19 protein-coding genes are annotated in these 23,253 nt (G+C 55.2%); 3 read left to right on the forward strand and 16 right to left on the reverse strand.

Annotation, left to right across the window (positions count from 1 at the left end):
* Positions 1–2: 2 nt before the first annotated feature.
* From cas7b to cas6, 3 genes are read right to left on the reverse strand one after another with little or no spacing between them, the layout of a single operon-like run.
* The gene (gene cas7b, locus EWF95_RS02525) at positions 3–1,085 is read right to left on the reverse strand and encodes a type I-B CRISPR-associated protein Cas7/Csh2 (protein ID WP_142442483.1); all 1,083 of its coding nucleotides are present in this window, start codon (positions 1,083–1,085) and stop codon (positions 3–5) included.
* 1 nt (position 1,086) lies between these two features.
* On the reverse strand, positions 1,087–3,249 hold the full coding sequence (gene cas8b, locus EWF95_RS02530; protein ID WP_142442484.1) for a type I-B CRISPR-associated protein Cas8b/Csh1: 2,163 nt from the start codon (positions 3,247–3,249) through the stop codon (positions 1,087–1,089).
* Positions 3,236–4,042: a CRISPR-associated endoribonuclease Cas6 gene (cas6, locus tag EWF95_RS02535; RefSeq protein ID WP_142442485.1), complete on the reverse strand. Its 807-nt coding sequence runs from the start codon at positions 4,040–4,042 to the stop codon at positions 3,236–3,238. Before cas6 ends, cas8b begins: the two co-directional genes overlap by 14 nt.
* A 330-nt stretch (positions 4,043–4,372) precedes the next feature.
* On the opposite strand from cas6, the gene EWF95_RS02540 reads away from it, so the two are divergent.
* Positions 4,373–4,975, forward strand: a complete 603-nt coding sequence (locus EWF95_RS02540; protein ID WP_142442486.1) for a site-specific integrase — start codon at positions 4,373–4,375, stop codon at positions 4,973–4,975.
* A 120-nt stretch (positions 4,976–5,095) separates the two neighbouring features.
* Here EWF95_RS02540 and EWF95_RS02545 read toward each other — a convergent pair whose 3' ends face one another.
* Entirely contained in the window at positions 5,096–7,252 is a 2,157-nt protein-coding gene (locus tag EWF95_RS02545; protein WP_142442487.1) for an outer membrane protein assembly factor BamB family protein, read from the reverse strand.
* Between the two features lie 361 nt (positions 7,253–7,613).
* Here EWF95_RS02545 and EWF95_RS02550 point away from each other — a divergent pair, with 361 nt between their 5' ends.
* Positions 7,614–7,793 (forward strand): hypothetical protein, encoded by a 180-nt coding sequence (locus EWF95_RS02550; protein ID WP_142442488.1) that lies wholly within the window; start codon positions 7,614–7,616, stop codon positions 7,791–7,793.
* On the opposite strand, the gene EWF95_RS02555 is transcribed toward EWF95_RS02550, so the two are convergent.
* A complete protein-coding gene (locus EWF95_RS02555) occupies positions 7,790–11,689 on the reverse strand; it encodes a PriCT-2 domain-containing protein (RefSeq protein ID WP_142442489.1) in 3,900 nt (1,299 codons plus the stop codon). The genes EWF95_RS02550 and EWF95_RS02555 overlap by 4 nt on opposite strands.
* Positions 11,690–11,958: 269 nt before the next feature.
* On the opposite strand from EWF95_RS02555, the gene EWF95_RS02560 reads away from it, so the two are divergent.
* Positions 11,959–12,963, forward strand: a complete 1,005-nt coding sequence (locus tag EWF95_RS02560) for a tyrosine-type recombinase/integrase (RefSeq protein ID WP_142442490.1) — start codon at positions 11,959–11,961, stop codon at positions 12,961–12,963.
* A gap of 306 nt (positions 12,964–13,269) precedes the next feature.
* On the opposite strand, the gene EWF95_RS02565 is transcribed toward EWF95_RS02560, so the two are convergent.
* From EWF95_RS02565 to EWF95_RS02615, 11 genes are all read right to left on the reverse strand, one after another.
* On the reverse strand, positions 13,270–14,802 hold the full coding sequence (locus tag EWF95_RS02565) for a hypothetical protein (protein ID WP_142442491.1): 1,533 nt from the start codon (positions 14,800–14,802) through the stop codon (positions 13,270–13,272).
* A gap of 152 nt (positions 14,803–14,954) precedes the next feature.
* A complete protein-coding gene (locus EWF95_RS02570; RefSeq protein WP_142442492.1) occupies positions 14,955–15,263 on the reverse strand; it encodes a hypothetical protein in 309 nt (102 codons plus the stop codon).
* Positions 15,263–15,778, reverse strand: a complete 516-nt coding sequence (locus EWF95_RS02575) for a hypothetical protein (RefSeq protein ID WP_142442493.1) — start codon at positions 15,776–15,778, stop codon at positions 15,263–15,265. Before EWF95_RS02575 ends, EWF95_RS02570 begins: the two co-directional genes overlap by 1 nt.
* A 6-nt stretch (positions 15,779–15,784) precedes the next feature.
* The gene (locus EWF95_RS02580; RefSeq protein ID WP_142442494.1) at positions 15,785–16,666 is read right to left on the reverse strand and encodes a hypothetical protein; all 882 of its coding nucleotides are present in this window, start codon (positions 16,664–16,666) and stop codon (positions 15,785–15,787) included.
* A complete protein-coding gene (locus tag EWF95_RS02585; protein WP_142442495.1) occupies positions 16,666–17,313 on the reverse strand; it encodes a hypothetical protein in 648 nt (215 codons plus the stop codon). The genes EWF95_RS02580 and EWF95_RS02585 overlap by 1 nt, the downstream gene beginning before the upstream one ends.
* Positions 17,314–18,537 (reverse strand): baseplate J/gp47 family protein, encoded by a 1,224-nt coding sequence (locus EWF95_RS02590; protein ID WP_142442496.1) that lies wholly within the window; start codon positions 18,535–18,537, stop codon positions 17,314–17,316. It abuts the gene before it with no gap.
* Between the two features lie 2 nt (positions 18,538–18,539).
* Positions 18,540–18,860, reverse strand: a complete 321-nt coding sequence (locus EWF95_RS02595) for a hypothetical protein (protein WP_142442497.1) — start codon at positions 18,858–18,860, stop codon at positions 18,540–18,542.
* Positions 18,861–18,887: 27 nt separating this feature from the next.
* Positions 18,888–19,445, reverse strand: a complete 558-nt coding sequence (locus tag EWF95_RS02600; RefSeq protein WP_142442498.1) for a hypothetical protein — start codon at positions 19,443–19,445, stop codon at positions 18,888–18,890.
* A 23-nt stretch (positions 19,446–19,468) separates the two neighbouring features.
* Positions 19,469–20,716, reverse strand: a complete 1,248-nt coding sequence (locus EWF95_RS02605) for a hypothetical protein (RefSeq protein ID WP_142442499.1) — start codon at positions 20,714–20,716, stop codon at positions 19,469–19,471.
* Positions 20,716–21,054 (reverse strand): hypothetical protein, encoded by a 339-nt coding sequence (locus tag EWF95_RS02610; protein ID WP_142442500.1) that lies wholly within the window; start codon positions 21,052–21,054, stop codon positions 20,716–20,718. Before EWF95_RS02610 ends, EWF95_RS02605 begins: the two co-directional genes overlap by 1 nt.
* Positions 21,055–21,093: 39 nt before the next feature.
* Positions 21,094–23,241, reverse strand: coding sequence for an MFS transporter (locus EWF95_RS02615; RefSeq protein ID WP_142442501.1), 2,148 nt, complete (start codon positions 23,239–23,241; stop codon positions 21,094–21,096).
* Positions 23,242–23,253: the final 12 nt, after the last annotated feature.

Here is a 23,253-nt window from a genome sequence, read left to right on the forward strand (position 1 = left end):
CGTTACGCCGTGTCGTCGTCACTCGGAAGTGTCGCGGTCTGTTCATCGTACACATCGATTTCCTCTACGGCATCCGCTCCGACTGCGTCTTTGAGGGCGTCGTGAAGTACCGATGGCCCGCCGAGTTCGCCATCGTAAGTGAGCTGGAGCACGTCGCTAGCGACGACTCGAACGCGTTCGATCCGGTCACTCGCCCCGTCGAGTCGGTCTACGAGTCCTGTCACATCAAGCGTGAGGTCACGAACCGTTCGGAGTTCCTCGTCGGGTTTCGAATGTTCGTCATCGAGTTCGAGATCGCGGTCGAGGCCGCCGAGGTGGAAACTCTCGTCGGCATACTCGACACGGCAGTAGAGTCGCGGTTCTTGACCGACTTTGCTCCGACTGATAGTCTGGTTTTTGATCGCCCGCCAACAGAGCGTGTCGAGCCGTTCGACATCCGCTGCGGTGAGGTTTGTATCGGCGGCACCGTGCTCGTCGACGAGTCCATGGAATCGGATCAGTCCGTACTGAATCCGGTGGTCGTCGAGATCGAATCCACCCTGCTGTTTGTTTTCCTGCGTGGCGATCACGCTCGTGAGGCTATCGTACTCTTCGTTTTCGTTGACCGCGTGCATCGATTTGCCGGGTGAGAACTGGACTGGACCAGTAAAGTGATCCGGCAGGTGTTTGGCGTATACCTCGTCAGTATCCACCGACATCGTCGCGCCGAAGTATCGCACGTCGACGCTTTCGTTCAGGAACTCGCCGAAGATATCGTCGCGGAACTCCTCGACTTCCTCGTCGTCATCGAGGTCGTAATCGTCGGGTTCGACCTCCTTGAGTCGATCTTCGAGGAGCTGGCCGCGCGTGTACTGATCGCCGTCTTCCTGCACGTTTCGAATGTAGACGCCGTGACCGTCGTCGTCAAGCTGATCGCGGAGATACCGCTTCAGGCGAACGTCGGTGACGATTGCCTGCTGGGTCTGTGGATCGATTCGCGGCCGGTTGGCACCGGACAGCGGGTTGCCGTTCGGGTTGGCGTCGACGGCATCGTACAGGAAGACGATTTCTGAGCGGTTCGTCACGGGGTCAGCTGTGTCGGACATGTTAGTGTTCCTCCTCGGGAGTTGAATCGTCGGCATCGGTTTCCTCTCGGTTCCACGGGTGGTCGTTCATTCCGTACGTCACGCCAAGGGCGTAGTAGAAGCGGAGATCATCGGTTTCGATCTCCCACTCTTCTGGATCGGGCTTGAGAATCGTATCACGAAGTCGGTCGACGATATGATCCGCCTTCGTGCCGGGGTAGTTCCCCCGCTGTTTCTTTTCTTGACGCGTGTAGGTCAGCGTCTTGGCGACAGTTTCCTGTGTCACCTTCTTGATCCGTGAGCGCGTGATCGATTTGACCGGGTACTGATCGACAAGCGTTGTCGACCGATCCTCGCTGTACTCCTGATAACTGCCGATGTCGCCGACGAGTGCGCCAAGCAGGAACGCCCCACGGCGTTGACTCGTCACGGAGTCTGGATCGTCGTCGTTAGCTGGCGACAAGGCAGGTGTTTCGTTGATGAACGATTCGAGTTTCGGTGCGGCGGGGTGTCCCCCATCCGCGATTGGAATCTCGTCTAGTGATGGCATGATGTGTTTTTCATACGTTGGTTCTTGTGTGATCGGTTCCCTACTCGGATCATCTGCTTTCAGCAAATTGAGCTGGTTATCGGCCAGCGCACAGATTTGGGCGAACTGACTGGCGACTAAGAAGGAGGGAAAACCCTCATGCTCTTCGTCGTCAGTCTGGTCGTCAATGATACGATTGACATACTCTTCAAGTAACATTTCGACCGAAAGTGAATCGCCACTCAGCACGCTAACCAATGCTTTGATTCGTGGATCATCCGCATCGGCTTCGTCGTCATCTCGCTCAGCAAAGGTCTGATAAAAATACCAGCCCGTTGAGACGGAATGCAACTGATTATCGTTGGTCTCAAGAAGCTCCCAATTTTCATTTGTTGGAAGCGGTGCCGTCCATTCCGCGTCAGGGGCTCTGTTGAACGCTGATACACTTTTCACGAGACGGTTGTGGCTCAAAGCCAATTCTTTCGGGAAATGAAGCTTTCCGTTCAGTGTCTCGCCAAATACGTCATATCTCGAATTTTGGTGCGGCATGACTGCAGTGATATAAAACCGCAGGCGATTTGCTCCGAATATATCTTGTTGTCTTTCGTAAGCTCGCTCAATTGGTGTTTTATCGGAATCTTCTACAGCCGAGTTGTGCAGAATCGTATATAATTCATACAGCTCCTCTGCTGACGGCGTTCCAAATATATACGGAAGGTAGTACACCTTTGCGCCAAATGTCCGATAGGCACATGTTTCGATGAACTGTTCTGCCTTCATTAGAGTCAGCGCGCTGTCCTCGGAGACCGGATGTGATCTCCAAGCTTCGTCAATATCTAAACCCGGGAATTTTTCAACTTGTTTCCCGAGGTAATAATTAATCGGGTCTTGAGCTGTTCCCACCGTCCGGGTGTTTTGCTGGGTGACAATATCGACAGCTTGACCAGAGGAATCCTTTGCTTTGTTTTTTGTCACAAGTTTGGAGAGACGCTGTCTTCGCATTCCCTCCATTAGGATTTCTAGTTCGGAAGGCCACTGAAACTCTCCATCTGATTCGGTTTTTATTTTGACAGTGATAAGCGAGGTCTGATCACCATCGATTTGGCGTTGAACACTCGTTTTTATTTCCTCAGTCAGCTCATCATTTTCACCGATTTTATTGAGATCAGTAATGATCCAACCCTCACCGTGATTCTCCGCGAGATCCTGCACAGCGTCTTCAGAGGGCCACCGTGTGAAACGGTGTTTTGCGTATTCACCCAATCTCTCGGGAGATTTGTCTTGTCCGGATTTGTGAGTGATACTGTGATCAATCCCTGCACCTCGATTTTGGTAATAGCAATGGGCGGCCAGCGGGATATGATCCTTAGTGTATCTTGTTATCCATACTGTGCCTCGATTGTCGTCAGCCAACTGCGGTTCGTCACCTGAGAGATCAACTCGAACAACAATCAGACTGTCATCGGTGTCGAGGAGATCATCGGCCGCGTCAGGAGTGAGGTAGGGTGCGTACTTACCACCGTCCGTTGTGGCGAGCGTGTAGAGTTTCCCGTAGAGGTACTGGAGATCACGGAGCGATCCGATTGGCGAGTCCGGAAGCTCTGCTTCCAGTTCCTCGGGCGGGTACTTCTCCCGGAACGCATCAGGCGAAAGCATCCCGACCCTCCAGTTCGCTCTCGCTTGGCGGCGTTTTGTCCGTAATGTTCACGAATCCGAGCCCCAGCGAGTTCCGCTCGCCGAGCCCGCAGTCCAGCGCGAGGTTGAGATGTCGACGATGGTGGTCGTCCCGAACAGTATAGGAGAACTCCCACTTGCTCAGGACGTAGGTCATCTCCTGGCCCTCGGTGACGGTCACCGGGACGGCGAACGTCTTGATCAGTTCGTAGCCGTCGAACAGATCGCCATCGACATCGCTCGGCCCCGGCAGGTGGTCGTGTGCGAAGCGGTCGTGTTTCTTATCGAGGTTGTCCTCCAGCTGATTCCGGAGCGGTGCCATCGAATGCTCCGGTCGCCAGAAGACGGCGGTGTCGCCGCCAGGATGATCGATACCGTATTCCTCACATCTCCACGGCGGAATCCGAACCAGCAGCCCAGTCCCAGTTTCAATAGTCCCGCGCGTGCCGGGCTCGCCGACATCCGGTTCGAGCGAACTCACGTCGTCAACGTGGAACGGCATCTCGCCGATGTTCAGCTCCGGCTCCTCAAGCAGGTCGGCTGCGACGTTGGCCAGGAGTTCTTCGTCGGGCGAGGCGACCAGCAGCTTGCGGTCGTCGCCGGCCTCCATATCGTGCGGCGGGAACGGGTTCGAATACGAGAATCCTGGCGGCTCGCCGCCGTCGTGACGATCGTCGTATTCGGTGCCATTGAGCGCGTCCCAGAGCCGACCACGGAGCTTGTGATGGTAGTCATTCTGGTAGGCGGCGTCCGCTCGTGCGGAAAGATGGGCCATTACACGCACCCGGATGACTCACCTCTGTAGCGGGGGAGCATACAGTCTGTCATACAGACAACTAGTACTAAAAAGGATGTCACGCCGAGTGAAAGTAAAATAATTTATTCCGGTGTTTGAATAATGAATATAACCAGTTATGTATTAACACAATCTATTTATAATATTAACAGGTTTCAGATTATGATCCTGTGAGTGCTTAGCGACTTGTATAAGAAGTCGATAGACAGAACAAACTCGAACGGCTGAAACGGCTAAATTCGGATGTTACACTGGTAGCGATCAAACATCCACCAGTCCTTAAGTAGCGGTTTGTCATAACAAACTATCATGAGAAAGGAAACGACCGCTGGCGGTGAGGTGAAGGTGTGGCTAACTGACGATGAAATCGAGGAGCTTCGGCGGGCGGCCGGTTCACGACGCGACGACCTCATTATCCAGCTCGGTGCGTTCGTCGGACTCCGGGCGTTCGAGATCCCACAGGTACAACCCCAGCACGTCAAACGCTCTGGCGAGGACGGCGACCACTATCGACTCCGCGTTCCCGAGGGGAAGGATACGAAACGTGGTCAGGGCGAGCCACGCGATGCCTACCTTCCCACCGACACCGAGCGCGACCTCTACCAATTTGCCCGCGATAACGATATTGACGATGACGAGGCATATATCGATCTCGCCCTGTCGACGGTACGGCGGGTTGTCACCAGAACCGCCGAGGAGGCGGCCGAGCAAACGGGGAAGGAAGATTTCCACGACGTGTCCAGTCACGATCTCCGGCGACGGTTCGCCCAGCGGTTGCTTGTCGACGAGGGCATGAACCCGCGCGTCGTGATGGCCGTCGGCGGGTGGTCGTCTTTCTCGGCAATCGAACCGTATCTGAATGCACCGAGTGAGGACGTTATCAATGAGGCGTTCGCCGATGCGGGTGTGTGAACTGACCTCAGGCCCATCTACTGAAGATATCGAAGCATTCCTATCTGTATTCTGTTAGGACGCACAGTGCAAGATACAGGGCGCGTATATAGTACTGGTGACCGCCAGAAATCGGCTCAGTTACGATGCGTGATTGAAGCCGTAATCGGCCTGCTCCTGCCGCCTTGCAACCGCTTCGGCAGCATTAAACTCACAGCCCTCATTATCGCGTAACCAGGACAGCAGCGTCAGCGTTGTTGCGAGATTCTCCTCAATCGCACCATCGGCCACCAATTTTTCGACAGTAGCAGGTGTCCACGGCCATTCGTCGCAGCTTTCGAAATCCGAGAGTGTTTCTATTCCGGCGTCAGATAGTGCGTCTACTGCAGGTTCGGGAATTTCTACCAACTCGCTCAGCGTTGTCGACGATAGTTCTCGATCCGGCTGAACACTCACTTCCGTCGATGAGCCGAGCAGATTGTTCTCGCTTTCCGAGATTGTCTCATGCACCTCTTCGAATGCATCTCGGGCCTGTCGAAAGCGAATCCGCGCCACTGTCTGATTGTTTTCAATATACGCGACAATTGCTTCCTGAAAACTCCGTTCGGCTGGTTTGAGGGCTTCAATAATCTCGTTTCGCTGATCGTGGCGGGTTTCGACGGTCTCCAAGTCTGCACGCGCCGAGTCGATTGCTGCCTCTATCTCTGCGCGTTGCTCTGTGGCTCCAGCGTCAAGTACCGCAAGCACCGAGTTATACTCGCTAATGGCTTCGCTGTAGGCGTCGGCTGCCGCACTGAAGTTGGCGTTCGATGCAGCCGTACCAGCGGTCTCAATAGCTGCTTCGGCCGCAGTCAAATGTCTGTCGGCTGCCACTTCACTGGCAGGTGGCATGTCGTCAGTGGTGATCGTCGATTGGTCGTCCACCTCAGCAGTGCTGGGAGCGGAGTTCTCGCTGGTTGTGTCTGCTGTCTCTGTTTGGGTTTGCCCTGTTGATTGGTTCTGTGGGCTCCGGTAGAGATAACTCCAAATCACCGCGGTTCCAATTCCTCCAAAGAGTAACATAATGCTATTTCGAATCAATGATTCACCTGAGCCAGTCGCATCTGAGTCAGGAGTACGAATATCAATTGATTGTTCAGCATATCGCCACTCACTGTGGTGGCCTTCGGTTCCAAGTAACACCCGTGACCCTTCGCTCGACCCACTGACACCGGCATCCACCGCATAGAAAGTTCCATCTCCACTCCCGAAAAAGACAGTTCCATCGACCACTGTCGGCGATGAAATAATAAACTCGCCGGTTTCGAAGGCCCACTTTTGTTCTCCTGTGTCAGCATCGACTGCGTAGAGATTACCATCTGAACTCCCAACAAAGACTGATTTATCCGCTACTGTCGGGGATGTGGAAATGTCATCACCAGTTTGGAATGTCCACTCTGTATCTCCTGTGTCGGCATCTATCGCGTAGAGGTTACTACTAAAATTACTACTTCCAATAAAGACTGTCCCATCAATCACCGTCGGCGACGAGTCAAGACTACCGGGCATTCCAGTGGCCCACAGTTGGTTTCCAGTATCGGCGTTCACTGCATAGAGATTGGTTCCACTCCCAACAAAGACAGTCCCGTCGACCACCGTTGGCGACGACCAAACAAAGTCCTCTGTTTCGAAGGCCCACTCTTGCTCACCAGTATCGGCATCTATCGCGTAGAGATTTTCATTTTCACTCCCGACAAAGACTGTCCCATCCACCACTGTTGAAGACGATGAAATATCTCGCTCAATTTCGAAGGTCCACTGGAGATTCCCAGTATCAGCATCCACTGCATCAAGATTTTCGTTAAATGAACTCACGACGAAGGCTGTTCCACCCACCACTGTCGGCGACGACTGAGCGAATCTGGCAGTTTCGTAGACCCACTGTTGGCTTCCTGTTTCGACATCTACCGCATATAGGTTACCGGTGTCATCCCCGACGAAGGCTGTCCCGTCCACTACCGTTGGCGCAGAGATTACATTGGCTCCTGTTTTGAAAGCCCACTGTTCGGTGCCCGTTTCGGCATCCACCGCGTAGAGATTGCCGTCATTACTCCCGAAGAAGACGGTGCCATCGACCACCGTCGGCGATGAACGAACCTCGCCGCCGGTTTCGAAGGCCCATTGCTGATCACCGGGGTCGGCGGCAACTGTATCAGTGGTGACACCGCTGGCGACCCCGAGCGTGGTGAGGCCACCGACCGCCCGCAGAAGTCGTCGCCGGCTTGTCTGTGATAGAGTTACATTTCTCTCGCCGCTCATAGTGATTCAATTCTTATCGACTGTCATTAATCACCTGGGTGGAGTGCTGCATTGATGCTCTATATTCATCACTCAGTGTTGGCCCATTTCATATATCAAATAGTTATTTCGCAGTAGGTAAGCGTCACTACCGGGGAGCCACCACCATTCCGATCTCCATACGTAGACGATCGTTCGACCCATCCCCGACTTCCAGTGTTGAAACACTCCGATAGTGGTGTATATCGACGCGATTGTAGATAGGGCCAAGACTTGGCCCAAGTAAACAGCCTCTCTTGGTTCCCCCCTTGATCCTCACCTGGTTCACTCTTGGTTCACTCTTGGTTCGCTCTTGGTGTCAGATGGAGGGGTCCGGGGAAGGATGACCTTCCCCAGCCAACTCCACACCCCCACGTCGAGAGACGCCGAGGACACGCCGAGGACACGCCGACCGGCCCGCCGGGCGAACGCCGAGGCACACGTCGAGGGCCGTGTTTCGGCGGGGTCGACGGCGTACCCACGACTGTCGAACCGCGGCGATCGCCGCCTCCAGCCAGGTTAGTTCGGCGGATCGACGTTAGTACCGGCTCCTAACTCGAGCTGTTCACTCGGCTTTTTCGACGGTGAGGACGTACTCTCGGGCGTGGCGGTCGTGGTTCGCGCCCGGAATTCGGTTTCGGGACGAGATACCGCCAACGACCACGTATAGGAATTACATACGCCGTCGTTGGTGGTTGGGGTCAATTCGACGAGGTCGCCCTCACCGAGGCCGGCCAACGCCCGATAGATGTGTGCGCCGTGGTCGCCGGCGTGTTCCCGACACTCGACGAGGTCGGCCTCCTCCAGCCGCTCCAGCGTTTGCCGGACGTGTTCCTTTGAGTTGCCCGTGGCGTCGGCGATCTCCCGTGTCGTCGCTGTCGGCCGCCGCCGGAGCTCGCCGATAATCTCCCGTTGTCGATCCGTAGCGATCCATTCGACGCCGGGAACAGTGAGGTCGAGGTACCCGTCGGGGACGGCGTCCGTCCGAACGAACACGACCGCCTCGTCGTCGCTGTCGTCGGCGTTGCGGGCGTATCGGCCGGCGGCCTGGGCGACGTGGTTCTCCCGAACACTCGCCAACAGCCGCTCGGCAGCGTCCGCGTCGGGCCCCTCAAAGCCGCGGCCTTTCGCGCGGTACTCCTCGCCGTCGTCGTTAGTGTTCGTTTCAGGCGTCGCCTCCAGGCCGGCCTCCGCGAGGAGGTCAAGGACAAAGTCGTCGCCCGGGTCGATACACCCGTTCAACGCGCCCACATCTTCGTCGCCAAAGTCGCCGCGGCTTTTCTCCTCGCCGTAGTGCATGGTGTTGGGCTCGTCGACGCCGACCTCCTCCAGCAACTCCTCGGTTCGGTGTTCGACCGAGGCGGCTGTAATCGCCGTTCGGAACCGGTCGCCGTAATGATCGCGGAGCGACTGGAGGAACGCCCGCGTCCCGTCCTCGTCGAAGTATTCGCCGGAGGTGAGCGGCCGCGTGGCGTCGCCGACACCGACGACCGAAAGGCCGCGTTCAAACCGCCTCCAGAGTCTCCGCTCGTCGGGGCTAAGCACCGGCTGGGGCATAATGTCGGGGTGGGCGTTCCGTTGCCACTTCTCGACACACGGGTGGGCGTCGAGGCCGATCACCGACCGGGCGGCCATAGTGTCCGGCGTCGATCTCACCGTTCGGACGGTGTTGTCCTCGTCGAGGACGACCGACACCCACACTCGGTTCCACCCTTCGGCGTCGTTGGCCTCTTTGTCGAGGCGTGGCGGTTCATGCCCCACAGTCGCGTTGTATCGGCCGTTCGCGTCCGACGCGTCGGCGTCGGTGCCGCCCTCCTCCGGCCGGAGAGCGCAGTATATCGCCTTTGTGAGGGCGGGCGCGAGAGTGTGCGATCCGTCGGCCTCCAGGTACCACTCCCGATCCGGCTCGTAATCGAGGGCATCTCGGATATACTGATTTTCGCTGTGTTCGTTCGCCGGCTCGTCCTCGCCTTTCCGGGCCCGGGCGACAAACCGCTCGTAATCAGTCACCGGCGCGTCGGCGACTTTCAGGTACGCGGCGACAGCGTTCCGGACGCGTTCGTGGGACAACTCGACCGAAAAGTCGGGTTCCTCGTCGAATACCATGTTTGTCCCGTTGCGGAGGCTTGGGACGTGTGCGAACCCGTGGGTGGCGTGAATCACGTCGACGGCCGGATCGCCGTCGTCGTTCCGCGGGAGGCCGTCCCACTGGGCGATCGCCGGACACTCGCCCTCGCCGTCACAACACGGGAGGTCGGCGTCCTGGTCATTGTGGTCGTCGAGGTAGGTGTGGGCGACACTGAACGGGACACCATCGCCGTCACACACGGCCTCGAACCATTCGTTCGCGGGTTGGCCGTTCATCGTAATGACGACCTCGGGCTCGTTTTCGTCCTCGCCGGCGGGGTCGTGTGCTCCAGCGGCGACGGGACACGCCTCGGATCGGCCGAGGAGGCGGGCGGCCTCAACACCGGCGTCGGCACTATGGCCGGCTGCCTGATCGCGGGCCTCTCGGGTTTCAGAGAATTGAACGACCGGCGCGTCGCCGGTGGTACTGGAGCGTCGAAGCCACGGTTCGGTAGCGACCGTGTAGGACTTGCCGAGAGCGGTCGGAGCGTCGATCACCTTCATATCGCCGTGGTGCATAATGTCCATGATCTTGTTGCGGAGGCGTTCGCGGGCCTCTCTCGTCGTCGGCCATTCAACGCCGCGTTTTGAGGCGTAGCGACGGGCCTCCTCGCGGTCGAGGGCGTCGAGGCGTTCCAACGGGAGGGCGGCCTCGGGTTCGCCGTCCTCGCCGTGTTGTAGCGGCTCCCACCCGCCTTCTTTCGCCCGGGCGATTAGCGTCCCGACTGTAACCTCGCCGCCGGCGATCGCGTTGTTCCATATCCATTCGATAGCGTTGGGGCTCTCGGGTTCGCTCCATTTGGGCGAACGGCGCGACCACTCGGCAAACAGCCGTCGCCCTTTCGCACCGTCGTTCCAGGCATGGACGGCGTACCCGAGTTGTATCCAGTCGTCGTATGACAGCGTCGTGCTAACGTAGTCGAGGGCGGCGGCGACCTCCTCCTCGGTAAGGTCGGCACCGTACCCTCCACCGTCGCCGTAGCTGTCGGCGTCCCACTCGCCGCTCTCGCCTTCATCGTCGAGTGTGGCCGCCTCGTATGCTGGGTGTTGTGAGCCCGGTTTCGCGCCGGCCAACACCGAACCGAGGTCGTCGCTCCAGTCGGCGAGATAGTCGTCGAGGTCGACCTTATCCAACCCGAGTCGCGGCAGCTCGGCGAGATACGCGTCGATCCCCTCCTCGGCGAGGAACGCCGCCGTCCGGGCGGCTCCTTTCACGCCCTCGCCGTACTGTTCCAACCCGAGGGCGTCCCAACCGTCGACCTCGTCGGTGTGTTCGACGACCGGCCGCTCGGCGTCCTGGACAATGTAGGTTCGCCGGCCGCTGTCTTTCAGTATCTCTGCGAGTTGTTCGCGGTGTTCCTTCTTGAATTGAGTTGTCACGGGCGAGAGACACGTATACCCGTATTCGTGAGCTCGGATCGCGTCGGCGACGCCCTCGGTGATAACCACGGGCCCGTCGCGGTCGAGTGTCGACAGCCCGAAAATCGGCTCCTCGACGGCCGCGTACTCTTTCGTGTGGGCGAGTTTCGCGTATTTGCCGGCGATAAAGTCCCGTGGGTGTCCGTCGTACCCGGCGGCCCCGCCACCGAGCCCGCCGGTCGCTCGCGCTATCGCGTAGGCGGCGCGTCCGTCCTCGTCAAAGTACGGGAACACGTACCGACCACGCCACAAGAGCCGGAGGTCGTCGGTGAACAACCCGGTCGCCTTAATCGCCTCTTGGGAGTGTCCGCGCGTTGTGAGGTGTTCTATCAGCCGATCGGTGCCGTCTGCTGGAGCCCAACCGAGGCGTTTGTCGTCGATCGTTGCGTCGTCGAACCGTCGGTTCTCCGCGAACCATTCTCGTGCCGTGGTCGGTCGATCGTTATGATCACCGTGTTCGGTATGGTCAAGAATCTCATCGTCGATCCGCTGGTTGAACCAACGAACAGCGTCATCAAGCGCGGCAGTTGCGGCGGCCTGTAGTGTTCTTCCGCTGTCACACCCAGGGTTATCATCGTTAGAACCAGACTCATCGAGGTTGGATTCAAGCGTAGTATCGTGATCTTCATTGTCAGTAGAACATTCCAGCGTGCTGGCGTCATTTAATCTGAAGTACTCGAAGTTGCCACTCGCTTCGGTGTCAACAACGAGTACCCCTTCGTCGATGGCGGTTTCGACGACTGCCTCGGCGTTGGGATCAATCGTGAGGCTGTCGTCGACTGCGTCGACCAACTGGTAGAACGTTCGTGGTTCGACCTCGTCAAGCAGCGTCGCCCACTGCTCACGCGTCAATCGGTCGACTGCTGAACTCATCGGTCGACCTCCCAGTTGACAGTGTAGCGGGTACGGGGTGCGAGCAGATTGGTTATGCTTTGGGCTTTGAACCTAAAGTTCTCGCTTGACAGTTTACCGCAGAGCCTCAAACGACCGTCTCTTGTAAGTAGAGGCTTTGAACCTAAAGTAAAGAGCCGGAGGAGGGAATTGAACCCTCGGCCAGCCGACAGGTTCTGCGAACCTTTACGACTAAACTGACGACTGACGAGCCTACTGCCAGTCCCCTGACTCCAGACCCACTACTGGCTATGAAACTCAAACCAACCCCACCACAAGACGCAGCCAAACGATACCTCAGAGACCGACGCGGCGAAATAACAGACAAAACACACTACAACTACAGCACCACCCTCAACCAATTCACCGACTGGTGCCACCAAAACGAGATCCACAACATGAACGATCTCGACAGCGAACTCATCGACCGCTTCAAAGAATGGCGGCTCCAAAGTGTCAAACCAATAACTGCCAAAAACGACATGAGTACCATCAAAAACTTCATCGAATACGCCGCCACCATCCAAGCCATCCACCGAGGAACCGCCGAACTCATCCGAATCCCCAGAGTCTCCGAAGACGACGAAATCTGCGACGACTTCCTCTCCAAACAAGAAGCAACCGCCATCCTCGACTACCTCAACAAATACGAATACGCCACCAACAGACACCTCACCATCCTCCTCTTCTGGAAAGCCGGAATGCGACTCAGCGGCCTCTGGGGACTCGATGAGAAAGACTTCGACACAACCCGCCCAGCCCTCGAACTCCGCCACCGACCCACCACCGGAACCCCACTCAAACGCAAATCCAAAAGCGAACGCGACGTAATCCTCGCCCCAGAAACCGCCACCATCCTCACAGACTACCTCGAAAACAAAACCACCGTCACCGACCAACACGGCCGCAAACCACTCCTCACCACCCGAACCGGCCGACCCGCCCAAACCACACTCCAAAAATACGTCTATACCGCCTCCCGACCCTGCGAATACAACGGTGGGACGTGCCCCTTCGGACGAGAAATCGAAACCTGCGAAGCAACCAACTTCGACACCGCCAACAAATGCCCCGGCTCAATCAGCCCCCACGCCATCCGCCGAGGATACGTCACCGCCGCCCAAAACGCCGGCCAACCCAAAGACGTGACCAGCGACCGAGTAAACATGAGCGGGCCGATCCTCGACAAACACTACGACAAAGGAACACACGACGAAAAAGCTGAACGTCGTAGAGAACACCTCAAAGACTTCTAACGCAGAAGTCCCCTTCCACAATTATAAAATAGCCGACAGTTTTAACCTCTAAAAAAAGAAACGTGGAGTATGGGTCTGAAACCAACTCCACGCCAAGCTACTATCCTCCAAGAACGAATTCGAGAAGCCATCCACGACAAACGACTTCCCACCGAAGAACGACAACTGATGGAAGATCTTAATGGCGAACTCGATCACTACCTAAAAAATAGATAGAGAGGAGGTATCACCTTTACTTCGAGAATCTTACCAAATCAGCCGAAAGTAGATTGATTAGCTTGACACTGTTAAATTGAGAAATTGATTTCAATTATCAATAGTCACGCTTGGTTCACTGGGCCAAGGATCTGATTGTAGATCACCCTCATTTTCAACGTGAACTCTGTCGAAGTAGTACTCACCGCTCGCAGCTTCATCTGATACAGTATAAGTCCATTCAGTCTCCCAGATCCCCTCTTCTACCTCAGTGAACTCCCAACCTTGACCACCGCCTCGAATATTTCCATTTGGCCCTTCAAGACTGATGTGGAGCCAATCAACCGGGACATTTGACTCAGCCTCAACAGTCAATTGGAGTTCAGTTCCATCACTAACGTTTGAGGTTTCCAACGAAACATCTTGGAGTGATGGTGGTTCTGGATTAGCACCCGTATCAATGGTGACACTCGGTTCCTCGGGCCACGGATCTGATTCCAAATCCGCTTTATTTTCAACCTGAACTCTATCAAAGTAGTACTCACCACTCGCAGCACCATCCGACACAGTATAAGTCCATTCAGTCTCCCAAACACCATCCTCAATTTCGGTGAACTCCCACCCTTGACCTCCACCTCGAATATTTCCATTTGGCCCTTCAAGGCTGATACTGAGCCAATCAACGGTCGTATTGGATTCGGCAGTGACTGCTAATTGAAGCTCAGTTCCATCACTAACGTTTGATGTTTCCAACGAAACATCTTGGAGTGACGGAGCTTCTGGATTAGCACCCGTATCGATAGTTACGCTTGGCTCACTGGGCCAAGGATCTGATTCTAAATCTCTCTCATTTTCAACGTGAACTCTGTCAAAGTAGTACTCACCGCTCGCAGCTTCATCTGATACAGTATAAGTCCATTCAGTCTCCCAAATACCATCCTGAATTTCGGTGAACTCCCATTCTTGACCACCGCCCCGAATATTCCCATTTGGCCCCTCAAGACTGATGTGGAGCCAATCAACAGGAACATTTGATTCAGCAGTAACTGTTAATTGAAGTTCAGTTCCATCAGAGACCTCTTCTGTTTCTAAGGAAACATCTTCAAGAGCCGGTTTATTACTTGTTTCTTCCTCATCCGTTTCCCCGGCAGAAGACTCATCATCGTCGTCTGAAGACACGTCCTCAGAAGGTTCTTCATTACCTGAAGGCTCATTCTCTTCTTCATCCGGTTCCCCCTCAGAAGATTCATTCTCATTTTCCGAAGATTCGTCCTCAGAAGTTTCTTCTTCCTCAGAAGCCTCGTTTTCATTTTCCGAAGACCCATCCTCAGAAGGTTCCCCTTCCTCAGAAGAATCTACTTCATCGTCAGAAAGTTCCTCACCAGAAGACTCATTTTCATTACCGGTAGTTTCACTTGGTTGTTCTGACGGTTGCCCGATTAAGTCGCCAAAGAGTTCGATGAGCTGGGTTATTATCGTATCATTATTTCCAGTTCTATCTTCTTCAGAGAGACTACCATTGGTCTCTGAATCAGCCTGTGCCACAGCAACACCACTGACTGTGATAGTAGCCATCCCGACCACAATTATCAGTATAGTGATTAATTTTAATCCAAACAAAGATGGACGTTTTGAAGAGATCATAGTTTATAGTCAACTCCCATGAATATAATATTTTCACTTGGCTCACAGAGCGTAGAAATAATAGAGGTAATCCACATGATCCTCGATAAACACGATCTACTTATTAGAGCCATTGGGACACAGCCAGAATCCTCGTCACCCGCATTCGTTTCTCATCTAACCGGAATATTCGGGATAACCAGAAATGCAGTCAGTAAGAATGACGCGACTGAGGCCACCAGCGCGTAGTACGGTTCCTTCTGAACGTGTTTCAGTTGGCCCACACTGACCTTAGACACACCGAGTGCGATGCCAGCAAGTACAACGAACAACCAAGCGGCCTCCTTCCCGCCGGCAAGAGCCACAATGAACCCAATTGACAGCCCGATACCCAACGAATGCCACTCGGCCCGAGACGATAAGAATCCGTCACGAGGCGTTTCGGCTTCGCTCCCTGCTCCGAACCACTCAAAGAATCCCATTATGAGAAGTAGTTCTTCCACAGACCGTCGCTGGTTTGGCCGGTCATACGACCATCAACCCACGCCGAGCCGTCCCACACTTTCAGTCGTTTCAACTCCCATTCTGAGCCATTCCAATAATTCAGAATCGTATGCGGCGTCGTCGTTAGATCGAGATACGTAAGCCGTGGAGTTACCGTCCCGTCGCCGTACAGATAGATCTTGATTTTAATATCGGTTGCCCCGCCGATCTCATACCAATCAAGCGTCTGAGTCCCATCGGTGAGGTATATATCGTGAGAGTCAGCTTTGTCATAGACCCGGCACTTTGCATCGCACCCACTCGGAATATCAACTGACACTACAGAGCTATCTGGATTGAGGTCTTCGGGATCAAGCCATCCACTCGACCATGTTCCAGAGGTCTCATAGCCATCTCCCTCCGAACCCAATATGACCGAATCACCATCAATGAAAGCCCGACTAATCCACCCACTTTTCCACTCAGATTCGGTGTCAAATGAAAAATAGCTCATTAGCTCTTAGCTGAGATCGATCCAAATATCATTCGTAGACGGATTCGACGGAGCCGTCGTGCCGACATGAATCTCGTTGCCTTGGTCAGATTGCAGATACAGTGAATCTGCATCACCGGGTTGCAGATACCGCAAATCGTGGTTGTGCGTCGGATCAATTGTCACCGATCCGTCGCCGTCGTCAATGACATTCAGAAAGCCAGTGAAATTAATATCGTCCACAGAAGCGTACATCTGCGTTCCATCTTCAGAAATTCCAGACTGCGTATCGCTGGCCTCCGCAGCGTCAATCGTCACCGTTGCATCACCGTTGTCCGTCACCGAGAGGTTAGCCCCAAAATCGAACCCAGCACTCTCCACAAGGAGGATTCCATCATCGAAAGCACTACTCCCAAGATCAGCCGCGTGCATCCCATCAAGAGTATCAGCATCACCTACTTGGCCGGTCGTCGAATCATAGACCAGATCGGCACTGTCCTTAATGCTCTGCCCACTGAGCTGTAGAGCCCCAGAGAAGGTCATAGTGCCCACATTCAGGAGGGCGTTATCACCCATATCGAGATCGCCACCAAGCGTAGCCCCGTCAACAGTGAGAAGGCGACTCCACGAATCCGTTGTTGCATTCCAAAATGCCAACGTCTCATTGTCCGTATCATGAAACAAATGAGCCGCGTCCGGGCTCGTCGGTTCGCCACCGGCCACCCCAGAATCCGATTCAATTCGGTCGTTCGTGAGTGAGACAAGGTGTTTGAGGTCTTCAATGATATTGTACTTCGAGAAGTTATCCCATGCATCAACCGGCTGTTCGTTTTCGAGATAGGAGTACCCAGTCGGATATTCCGATCCGGTATCTCCCCACGTTTTGAGTTCAGTAGTGTAGTTAGCCATTAGTCAAGTACCGCCGCATACGTCCCGCCAGTGTCCTTCGGATTCCCCTCAGCATCAAGCCCGTCATATCCCATCTCGGGATCGGACAATCCAGCCTCGTAATCAGCTTCAGAAATGTGTGTGTACGTCCCAACGATAAGCAGGTTGAGCGTATAGGAAGTCGCCATCAATTCCTCAAAAATCTGGGCCAACTCCGAGGTCGAAACTGGCACTGTATTAATCGCCTTGCTTGGGATGCCAACCTGCGCATACCCACCCCGAACCGTGTGTTCCTCGGTATATCGAAGTCTGTTGATCGGTATTTCAAGAATCTCAGAGATCCCGTTCAACAGATCCCGAACGGTTCCCTTTGACGTGAGCAGCTGAAATTCAGCAATTACTCGCGTTCGATAATGCTCCAAGGACTCATCCTTGTGCGGCGGAACATCGACCAGCCCTGCAACCGCCTCAATTTGGGCTACGGTCGGAGCTTCCTGTGGCGTCAGAGCCACATCAATCGCTTCTCGATCTCGATCAGCGGCGTCAATACACTCAGCAATCGGCGACAATAGCGAATAGTTCCCCGACTCAGGATCTTTCGGCATCCACGCCGGCAGTTGCGAAGCAAGGTCTTCCTCGGTCGTCTCATGCAGCCCGTAGTTCCGCACTTAGACCACCGTAATCGAAATCGATCCGTCCGTGGCGTCACCTGTCGCAACCTCCGTCTCGGTGATCGAGATGTTCGAACTTCCGGTCGGTGAATCGGTCTTCCCGATCAACAAGCTCGACGCGTCAGCAACGCCGTTGACGTTCATAATAGCCGAGAGAATCTTACTGTACACCGCGTCGTCACCAACCCGAAGTTCACCATCATCCTCGTCACCAGACGTGATGATACCACCGAGATAGCGAATGATCGAGTCCCGAATTTGATCGACACCCAAGAACTCGTCAGTGGTCTCAATCTCCAAATCGATATAGATCTGAATGAGTGTCGAACGGGTGAAATTGACCGGGTGAGTCTGTCCGTTTCCGATCTCGGCCTGCACTTCAACACCAGTCCCCGACACACCGCCCACAGTGCCGTCACCCGAGCTTTTGGTATCGAAGATGGTCTGTCCCACGTCCTGATCCACCCCGCCTTCTACGACGTACTCTGTGTGCTGTGGGGGCCGTCCCTCGGCATCCACATCCTCGCCGTCATTGATGAATAGCGAGACCGACCGGACGCCCTCTGTTTTCCGAAGTTGATTCCGAACCGCCCGTGCCGTCCCTCGCATCCCATCCGACAACTCTGATCGAGCGCGTGACCGAAGATCCTCGTCGCTCTCCTCATTCTCACCGCCATCAGTTGCCGCCGGGTTCGTCGTTTCTTCGATCCCAGCCGGCGGATTCGTCATGACCCGAAGGGAGTTCGACCCGATATTCGAGTTCGTGCCAGCTTCCAGAGCCTCAATCGGCACCCCAGACACAGCCGAAGTCCCCGCCGTCAGCGTGGAGGACTCTTTGGTTTCAAACCGGATCGGATCGTTCGAATCCGTCTGTACGACTGTGCCCTTCGGAACCGTATAGTCCACATCAGCGACTGAATCCCGTGAGAAGGTCGTTTCGCCAAACGCTTTGATCGCGGACTTTCTGTTCACCCCGATCAGCGCGACCAACAGATCCAACGCCCGGCCGGTGGCATACCTGAGTTGCGCCGAACTCAAAACCTCGCCAATATCCAATTGGAGATCGGCCAGCAGCATCGCAACCGGTCGATAGAATTGGCGGATGTTCGCCACCTCGTCGTCGCTCATATCCTCGCCGAACACTGCCTTCGCGTTCGCCATTAGTACCGCAAGGATCTCCGCTTGGGTATCTTCGACAAACCGCCCATTTTCCATACTCATACTTACTCAGAAATTTCGAACGAGCTTTGTGCAGAATTGAGATAGATAGTCGTCACTTCCAGCGTGTTGGGTTCCTCGTCCGAAAACGCAACAGCCACCTGTGAGACCCGGCCAACGTCGTCAATCTCATCGACAATCCGATTCGCATACAACTCCATCAGAGACAGCACATTGTCGCGGTTCGTGCGGCCAACGATCTCGATATAATACTTCGTCGTCCAGTTCGACAACAGTTGTTCGAACGCCGCCCGACCCCGAACCAGCGGCATATCATTCCGGTCGTCAAGCTCAAAATCGTAGTGTTCGTTTAGTTGAATATCCATTAAATCAAATCAGCCAACCAGCACCCGCTACTCGACCAGTGTCGTCGTTCCGGCTTCATTCGGTGGCCCCGATGTTCTCGACCCGGAGTTGTCACCACCACCGACATAGGGGTGCGTATGATCCGCTTTCGCTACCCCAACGGCATTGGCCTCATCGCCGATAACAACGTCACCGCCATCAACATGAACCCGACTATCAGAAGCCGCTGTAAGGTTCACATCGCCAGCAGAAACCACATCAAGTGTCTCACCGGTCGCCGAGAGGGTGATATTCCCATCAGCACGCACATCGAGATTGATCGAGCCGTCCGATTGCTCTGAAAACATCAGCTCGGTCTCTGCATTGAATTTCAGGCAGAAGTCCCCTTCCGAAAGCGGCGGCATGTCGAACTCTTGCGGCGGATTGTGTGGCGTCCGTGCCACATAGGACTCCCGACCGATCTCATAGATTTCGACCATATCACCGACTTCAGGAACAACCCAAAGCCCGCTCTTAGTCGTCGCAAACGCGATCTTCTCATAGTATTCTTCCGGCGTTACCTTCACCGAGACATAGACATGTCTCTCAGCCGGTTCGGCGAACACACTCGTAACTCGTCCTAATTTTATCATAGTGAAATAGGCTCCACATCATCAACCGATTCCCACTGCTGGTCTGTTGCCGGATCATAGAGCCACGATTCAGTCTCGATCCCGTTGCCCGGAAGCGCGGCGACACCAACATCAACCAGCCACCCACGCCGGCTATCCAGTGTATGTTGCACACTCTGGACGGCGAACGTCCCCGTATCAACCGAGCGAGTGCAATGCTCCTCGATCTCGCCCGACGCCGTAATCACGTCGCCAACAGCTAACTTCGTCAACTGGGCTTTCGCGGTCGAAGCCCCGCCATTGAGAACCAGATTACCGTTCTTCCGGTTCATATAGTGTTTCAACAACTCTCGCTGCGCCGCGTCTTCAACATCCTTCGGCTTGCTTGCCGAAACCGTCTGTTGGGGCTTCAAACTCCGACCGCCCTCAGCTCCGCTCAGAGTCGCCTTCCCGTAAGAAAACATATCAGTGGTCTTCCGGCTCTGGTAGATCCCATCGAAATCATACGACGTGTAGGCATATTGCCCCTGTAGAATGATCTCGGTGACTTTCCCAGAGCCAACCGTCACATTGTACTCTTTGAGCCGGGCTTGATCGTCGTCGGCACCCACCACTATCGCATTCGGATTCGTCCCCCGAACGCCATAATTGAAGTAGCCATCTGCATCGACCCACGTCGTCAGTGAGAAGGAGTCTGCTACCTTCTTCATCGCTTCATACGGCGTGGCATCGTTGATATTGATCGAGGTATCCGCGAGCCGAACACCCAGAGAAGCCGTAAGCACATTGAATATCTGTCCGACAATGCCGCTCCGGCCGAGCGTGTTATCATTCGCAACCCGACTGTCCTCAATACCGCTGTCCGGTGGTTTCACCCCAACAATAACTCCATTCGGATCTTGGCGACGACCGATGATGAACGCAATAACTTCTTCCAGCGTCGTATGCTGAAAGTGCTTGTTGACAGTCCCCTTTTCGAGGATCTTTTCGCCATCATAGAGCGTCAACGTCGCGTTCTCATTATGCAGCTTGACCGCTTCGGGGTGGAACATATACCGATCCTGCACCACGCCGTCGAACGTGACTAAGACTGGTTCGAACTCGCCGGCATTCTCACTGATTTCCTCGCCGACTTCCCGAGAGACCGTGATCTTCGTATAGGAAAATTTCCGGTGCCCGCTTCGAGTTTTGACTTCATAGGGTTGGAACGAAAGCCCGCTGGTGAGAAATTCAACGGCAATGCCGTCAGCTAATCCACACCCCATTATTCGTCCTTCCCCGTCGAAACCAAATCCAGCGAATACGAAAAGAAAAACTCCCGCGTCTCAGCATCCTTACCGATTGGCCCCTCGTATTCACCGCCACCAACTCTGACCTCGCCATTGAATCCCTCAGTCGTCAGATCAAACGTTTCGGAGCTTCCGAGAGAGTTCTTGAAACTACTTAGCTCAGATTTTAACAGGCGGCCCGAAACGTGAATATCCGAGTTTTTCTCGCCCAGATCGGTCACGTCCTCGCCACCGCAGAAGTTGTCTTGTCGGTTCAAATCGCGGTCTTTCGTCACGTTGATTCGCTTCGGAGAATACCACGGCGCGAACGACACTGACCCCAACAAAAGAAACATAGACGTATTCATAGTAGGTTATTTCTGCCGCTCATTTCGGGTCTCAACTTGTTCCTCAGATAGCTCTGGGAACTGATCCATCATCTTCTGGTACTCCGAGTTCCCAACGTCGCCGTAGATATTGATCGTCGAACCGCCACCCATGCCGCCATCGTATCCGTTGTACCCGCTACTGCCACCAGCAACGTCGCCAGCCGAGCGGTGCGTTCCTTTCAACGCCCCACCGAGGAGGAGTCCCCCACCGATGAGAGCCAGCCCAATCCCGGTCGCCGCGAGCAGGGCTACCGTCGTCGCAAGCACCGCATTCAACGCCGACATGGCCCCAATCGCACTGATAGCCGCGACAACCATTCCACCCAAGCTGGAAATGATCGTGGAAATACCGGATACCGCCGCCATGATCGCGTTCGTCGCCAGCATCAAGAACGACCAAATGAGCGTTGCCAACGATCCAACGGCCCCCGCAATCGCCGTGTAGGACAGCGCGGCCAAAATCATATTCAGCCCGACGACAGCCCCATACAGAAGCAGGGCCGCCCCAACCGCGCTCAGTAACGCGGAAGTCCACTTGTTCGACAACAATCCCGAAAGCCGTGCCACGATCCTGAACAGTGGCGCGAACGGTGAGACTGCAAACGCGACTGCCTTCGAGACATTGTAGAGAATGACGATCAACGAAAGCAGAATCCCCCCGAGTTGGAGGAACGCCCCCATGTTGTCGTACAACTCGTTGATCCCCCAGTCCATGATGTTGAACCCAGAGAACACGGTGCCGAGAACCGTCCCGATAGCCTCAACGCGAGGTCGAAGCCTGTTGATAACCGCGAGGAACCCGATAACGAACTCAATCGCCGAATCACCCACCCCAGCCAAGAAGCCCTCGTAGCCAGCCAGCCGGGAGAGCGGTGCAGTCAGCCGTTCGACCGCCGGAGCCAGCGACGAGAGCCATTGATCCGCAATGGGATTCATCGCCTTCATCGCCGGCCGCAGAGCCTCGAACAGCTCGGCCTTGACTTCACTAACCTTCGCTTTCAGCATCTCCATCGACTCGGCGGCATTCTCACCGTATCCAAGCAATCCGAGCCCGACAATCGCGGCCCCCGCTGTTCCCAGCGCGACCAAGGCCGCCGCCGCACCGATAGCCGCCCCAGCCAGCGTGACCAGCACCGGGATCAGCAACGCAAGGAAATTCCAGACCATCATAATGTTCGGCTTGAACCGGCCGAGTTTCTTGATGAGACTCGAAAAGCCCGCATTCATCTCGCCGAGGTCTAAGTCGTCAGTCGATTCTACGAACCGACCAGCAGCACCGACACCAGCACCAACCCCAGCACGGGCAGCCTGCCCCGCCTTCGACACGCTTCGGGTCAATCGCTGTTTCCGAGAGAACGGGTACGTCCCGCCACCACGGCCGGACGTGAACAGATCCATATTGACGCCCTTCGCTTGGATTTCCAGATCGCCAAACTTCGCTTTCGAGAAGACCTTCCCCGCATCGACCTCGAACCCAGAAGTCGCCTTCCGAATTGACTCCATAAAATCGCCCGTCGCGGTCTTCGGATTCTGATTCGGAGCCGAGAAATCCGGGTTGATCTGTTGACTGATCCCGAAACCATCCTGCACTCGTTCGCGGTGAGAAGGTGGAACGCCCATCGCCCCCGCCACGTTGTCGTTGATGATCTCGTTGACTGCATCGAACGCGTCGGGATCATCAGCAAGAGCAGGCGGTCTGAAACTGGTCGTTCCGTGAACAGCCTCTAAGTTCTCGATAACGCCCGACTGTACCACATTCGTCAGTGGGTTTGGAATGCCAGCGGGCGGCCCGGTCTTCGGATTGCCACCGGTCGAAGCGAAGCCCGTAAGCCCACTTCCGCCGTGTTTCCGTGTATTGACGTGGAGCGTCGAGTGCATATCCCGCTCCAAGGCCTTCCGCTTCGCTTGTGCAACAGCCGAGTTTACATCAATGTCAAGGGTCGCTTCCAGCTTCTTTTCGAGCCGTTTCAGTTGCTTTTTGACTGACTCAATCTGCCCCTCGTCGTCAATATCGAACGCTACGTCCAGCTTCTTGCCGTCAATTTCGGTTAGCTTTCGCTCAAGATTTTCGAGATCCTTCGAGAACTTGTCGATGATCTTGACCGCGACCTCAACGGGTTCAGACTGTGCCATATATGAGTATAA

It is taken from the genome of Halonotius roseus (assembly GCF_006861655.1).
GTDB classification, from domain to species: Archaea; Halobacteriota; Halobacteria; order Halobacteriales; family Haloferacaceae; genus Halonotius; species Halonotius roseus.

What these genes read in the sequence shown, in the direction of transcription:
- cas7b (WP_142442483.1), bottom strand. Translation starts at nt 1,085, where the DNA reads ATGTCCGACACAGCTGACCCCGTGACGAACCGCTCAGAAATCGTCTTC.
- cas8b (WP_142442484.1), bottom strand. Translation starts at nt 3,249, where the DNA reads ATGCTTTCGCCTGATGCGTTCCGGGAGAAGTACCCGCCCGAGGAACTG.
- cas6 (WP_142442485.1), bottom strand. Translation starts at nt 4,042, where the DNA reads ATGGCCCATCTTTCCGCACGAGCGGACGCCGCCTACCAGAATGACTAC.
- EWF95_RS02540 (WP_142442486.1), top strand. Translation starts at nt 4,373, where the DNA reads ATGAGAAAGGAAACGACCGCTGGCGGTGAGGTGAAGGTGTGGCTAACT.
- EWF95_RS02545 (WP_142442487.1), bottom strand. Translation starts at nt 7,252, where the DNA reads ATGAGCGGCGAGAGAAATGTAACTCTATCACAGACAAGCCGGCGACGA.
- EWF95_RS02550 (WP_142442488.1), top strand. Translation starts at nt 7,614, where the DNA reads ATGACCTTCCCCAGCCAACTCCACACCCCCACGTCGAGAGACGCCGAG.
- EWF95_RS02555 (WP_142442489.1), bottom strand. Translation starts at nt 11,689, where the DNA reads ATGAGTTCAGCAGTCGACCGATTGACGCGTGAGCAGTGGGCGACGCTG.
- EWF95_RS02560 (WP_142442490.1), top strand. Translation starts at nt 11,959, where the DNA reads ATGAAACTCAAACCAACCCCACCACAAGACGCAGCCAAACGATACCTC.
- EWF95_RS02565 (WP_142442491.1), bottom strand. Translation starts at nt 14,802, where the DNA reads ATGATCTCTTCAAAACGTCCATCTTTGTTTGGATTAAAATTAATCACT.
- EWF95_RS02570 (WP_142442492.1), bottom strand. Translation starts at nt 15,263, where the DNA reads ATGGGATTCTTTGAGTGGTTCGGAGCAGGGAGCGAAGCCGAAACGCCT.
- EWF95_RS02575 (WP_142442493.1), bottom strand. Translation starts at nt 15,778, where the DNA reads ATGAGCTATTTTTCATTTGACACCGAATCTGAGTGGAAAAGTGGGTGG.
- EWF95_RS02580 (WP_142442494.1), bottom strand. Translation starts at nt 16,666, where the DNA reads ATGGCTAACTACACTACTGAACTCAAAACGTGGGGAGATACCGGATCG.
- EWF95_RS02590 (WP_142442496.1), bottom strand. Translation starts at nt 18,537, where the DNA reads ATGAGTATGGAAAATGGGCGGTTTGTCGAAGATACCCAAGCGGAGATC.
- EWF95_RS02595 (WP_142442497.1), bottom strand. Translation starts at nt 18,860, where the DNA reads ATGGATATTCAACTAAACGAACACTACGATTTTGAGCTTGACGACCGG.
- EWF95_RS02605 (WP_142442499.1), bottom strand. Translation starts at nt 20,716, where the DNA reads ATGGGGTGTGGATTAGCTGACGGCATTGCCGTTGAATTTCTCACCAGC.
- EWF95_RS02615 (WP_142442501.1), bottom strand. Translation starts at nt 23,241, where the DNA reads ATGGCACAGTCTGAACCCGTTGAGGTCGCGGTCAAGATCATCGACAAG.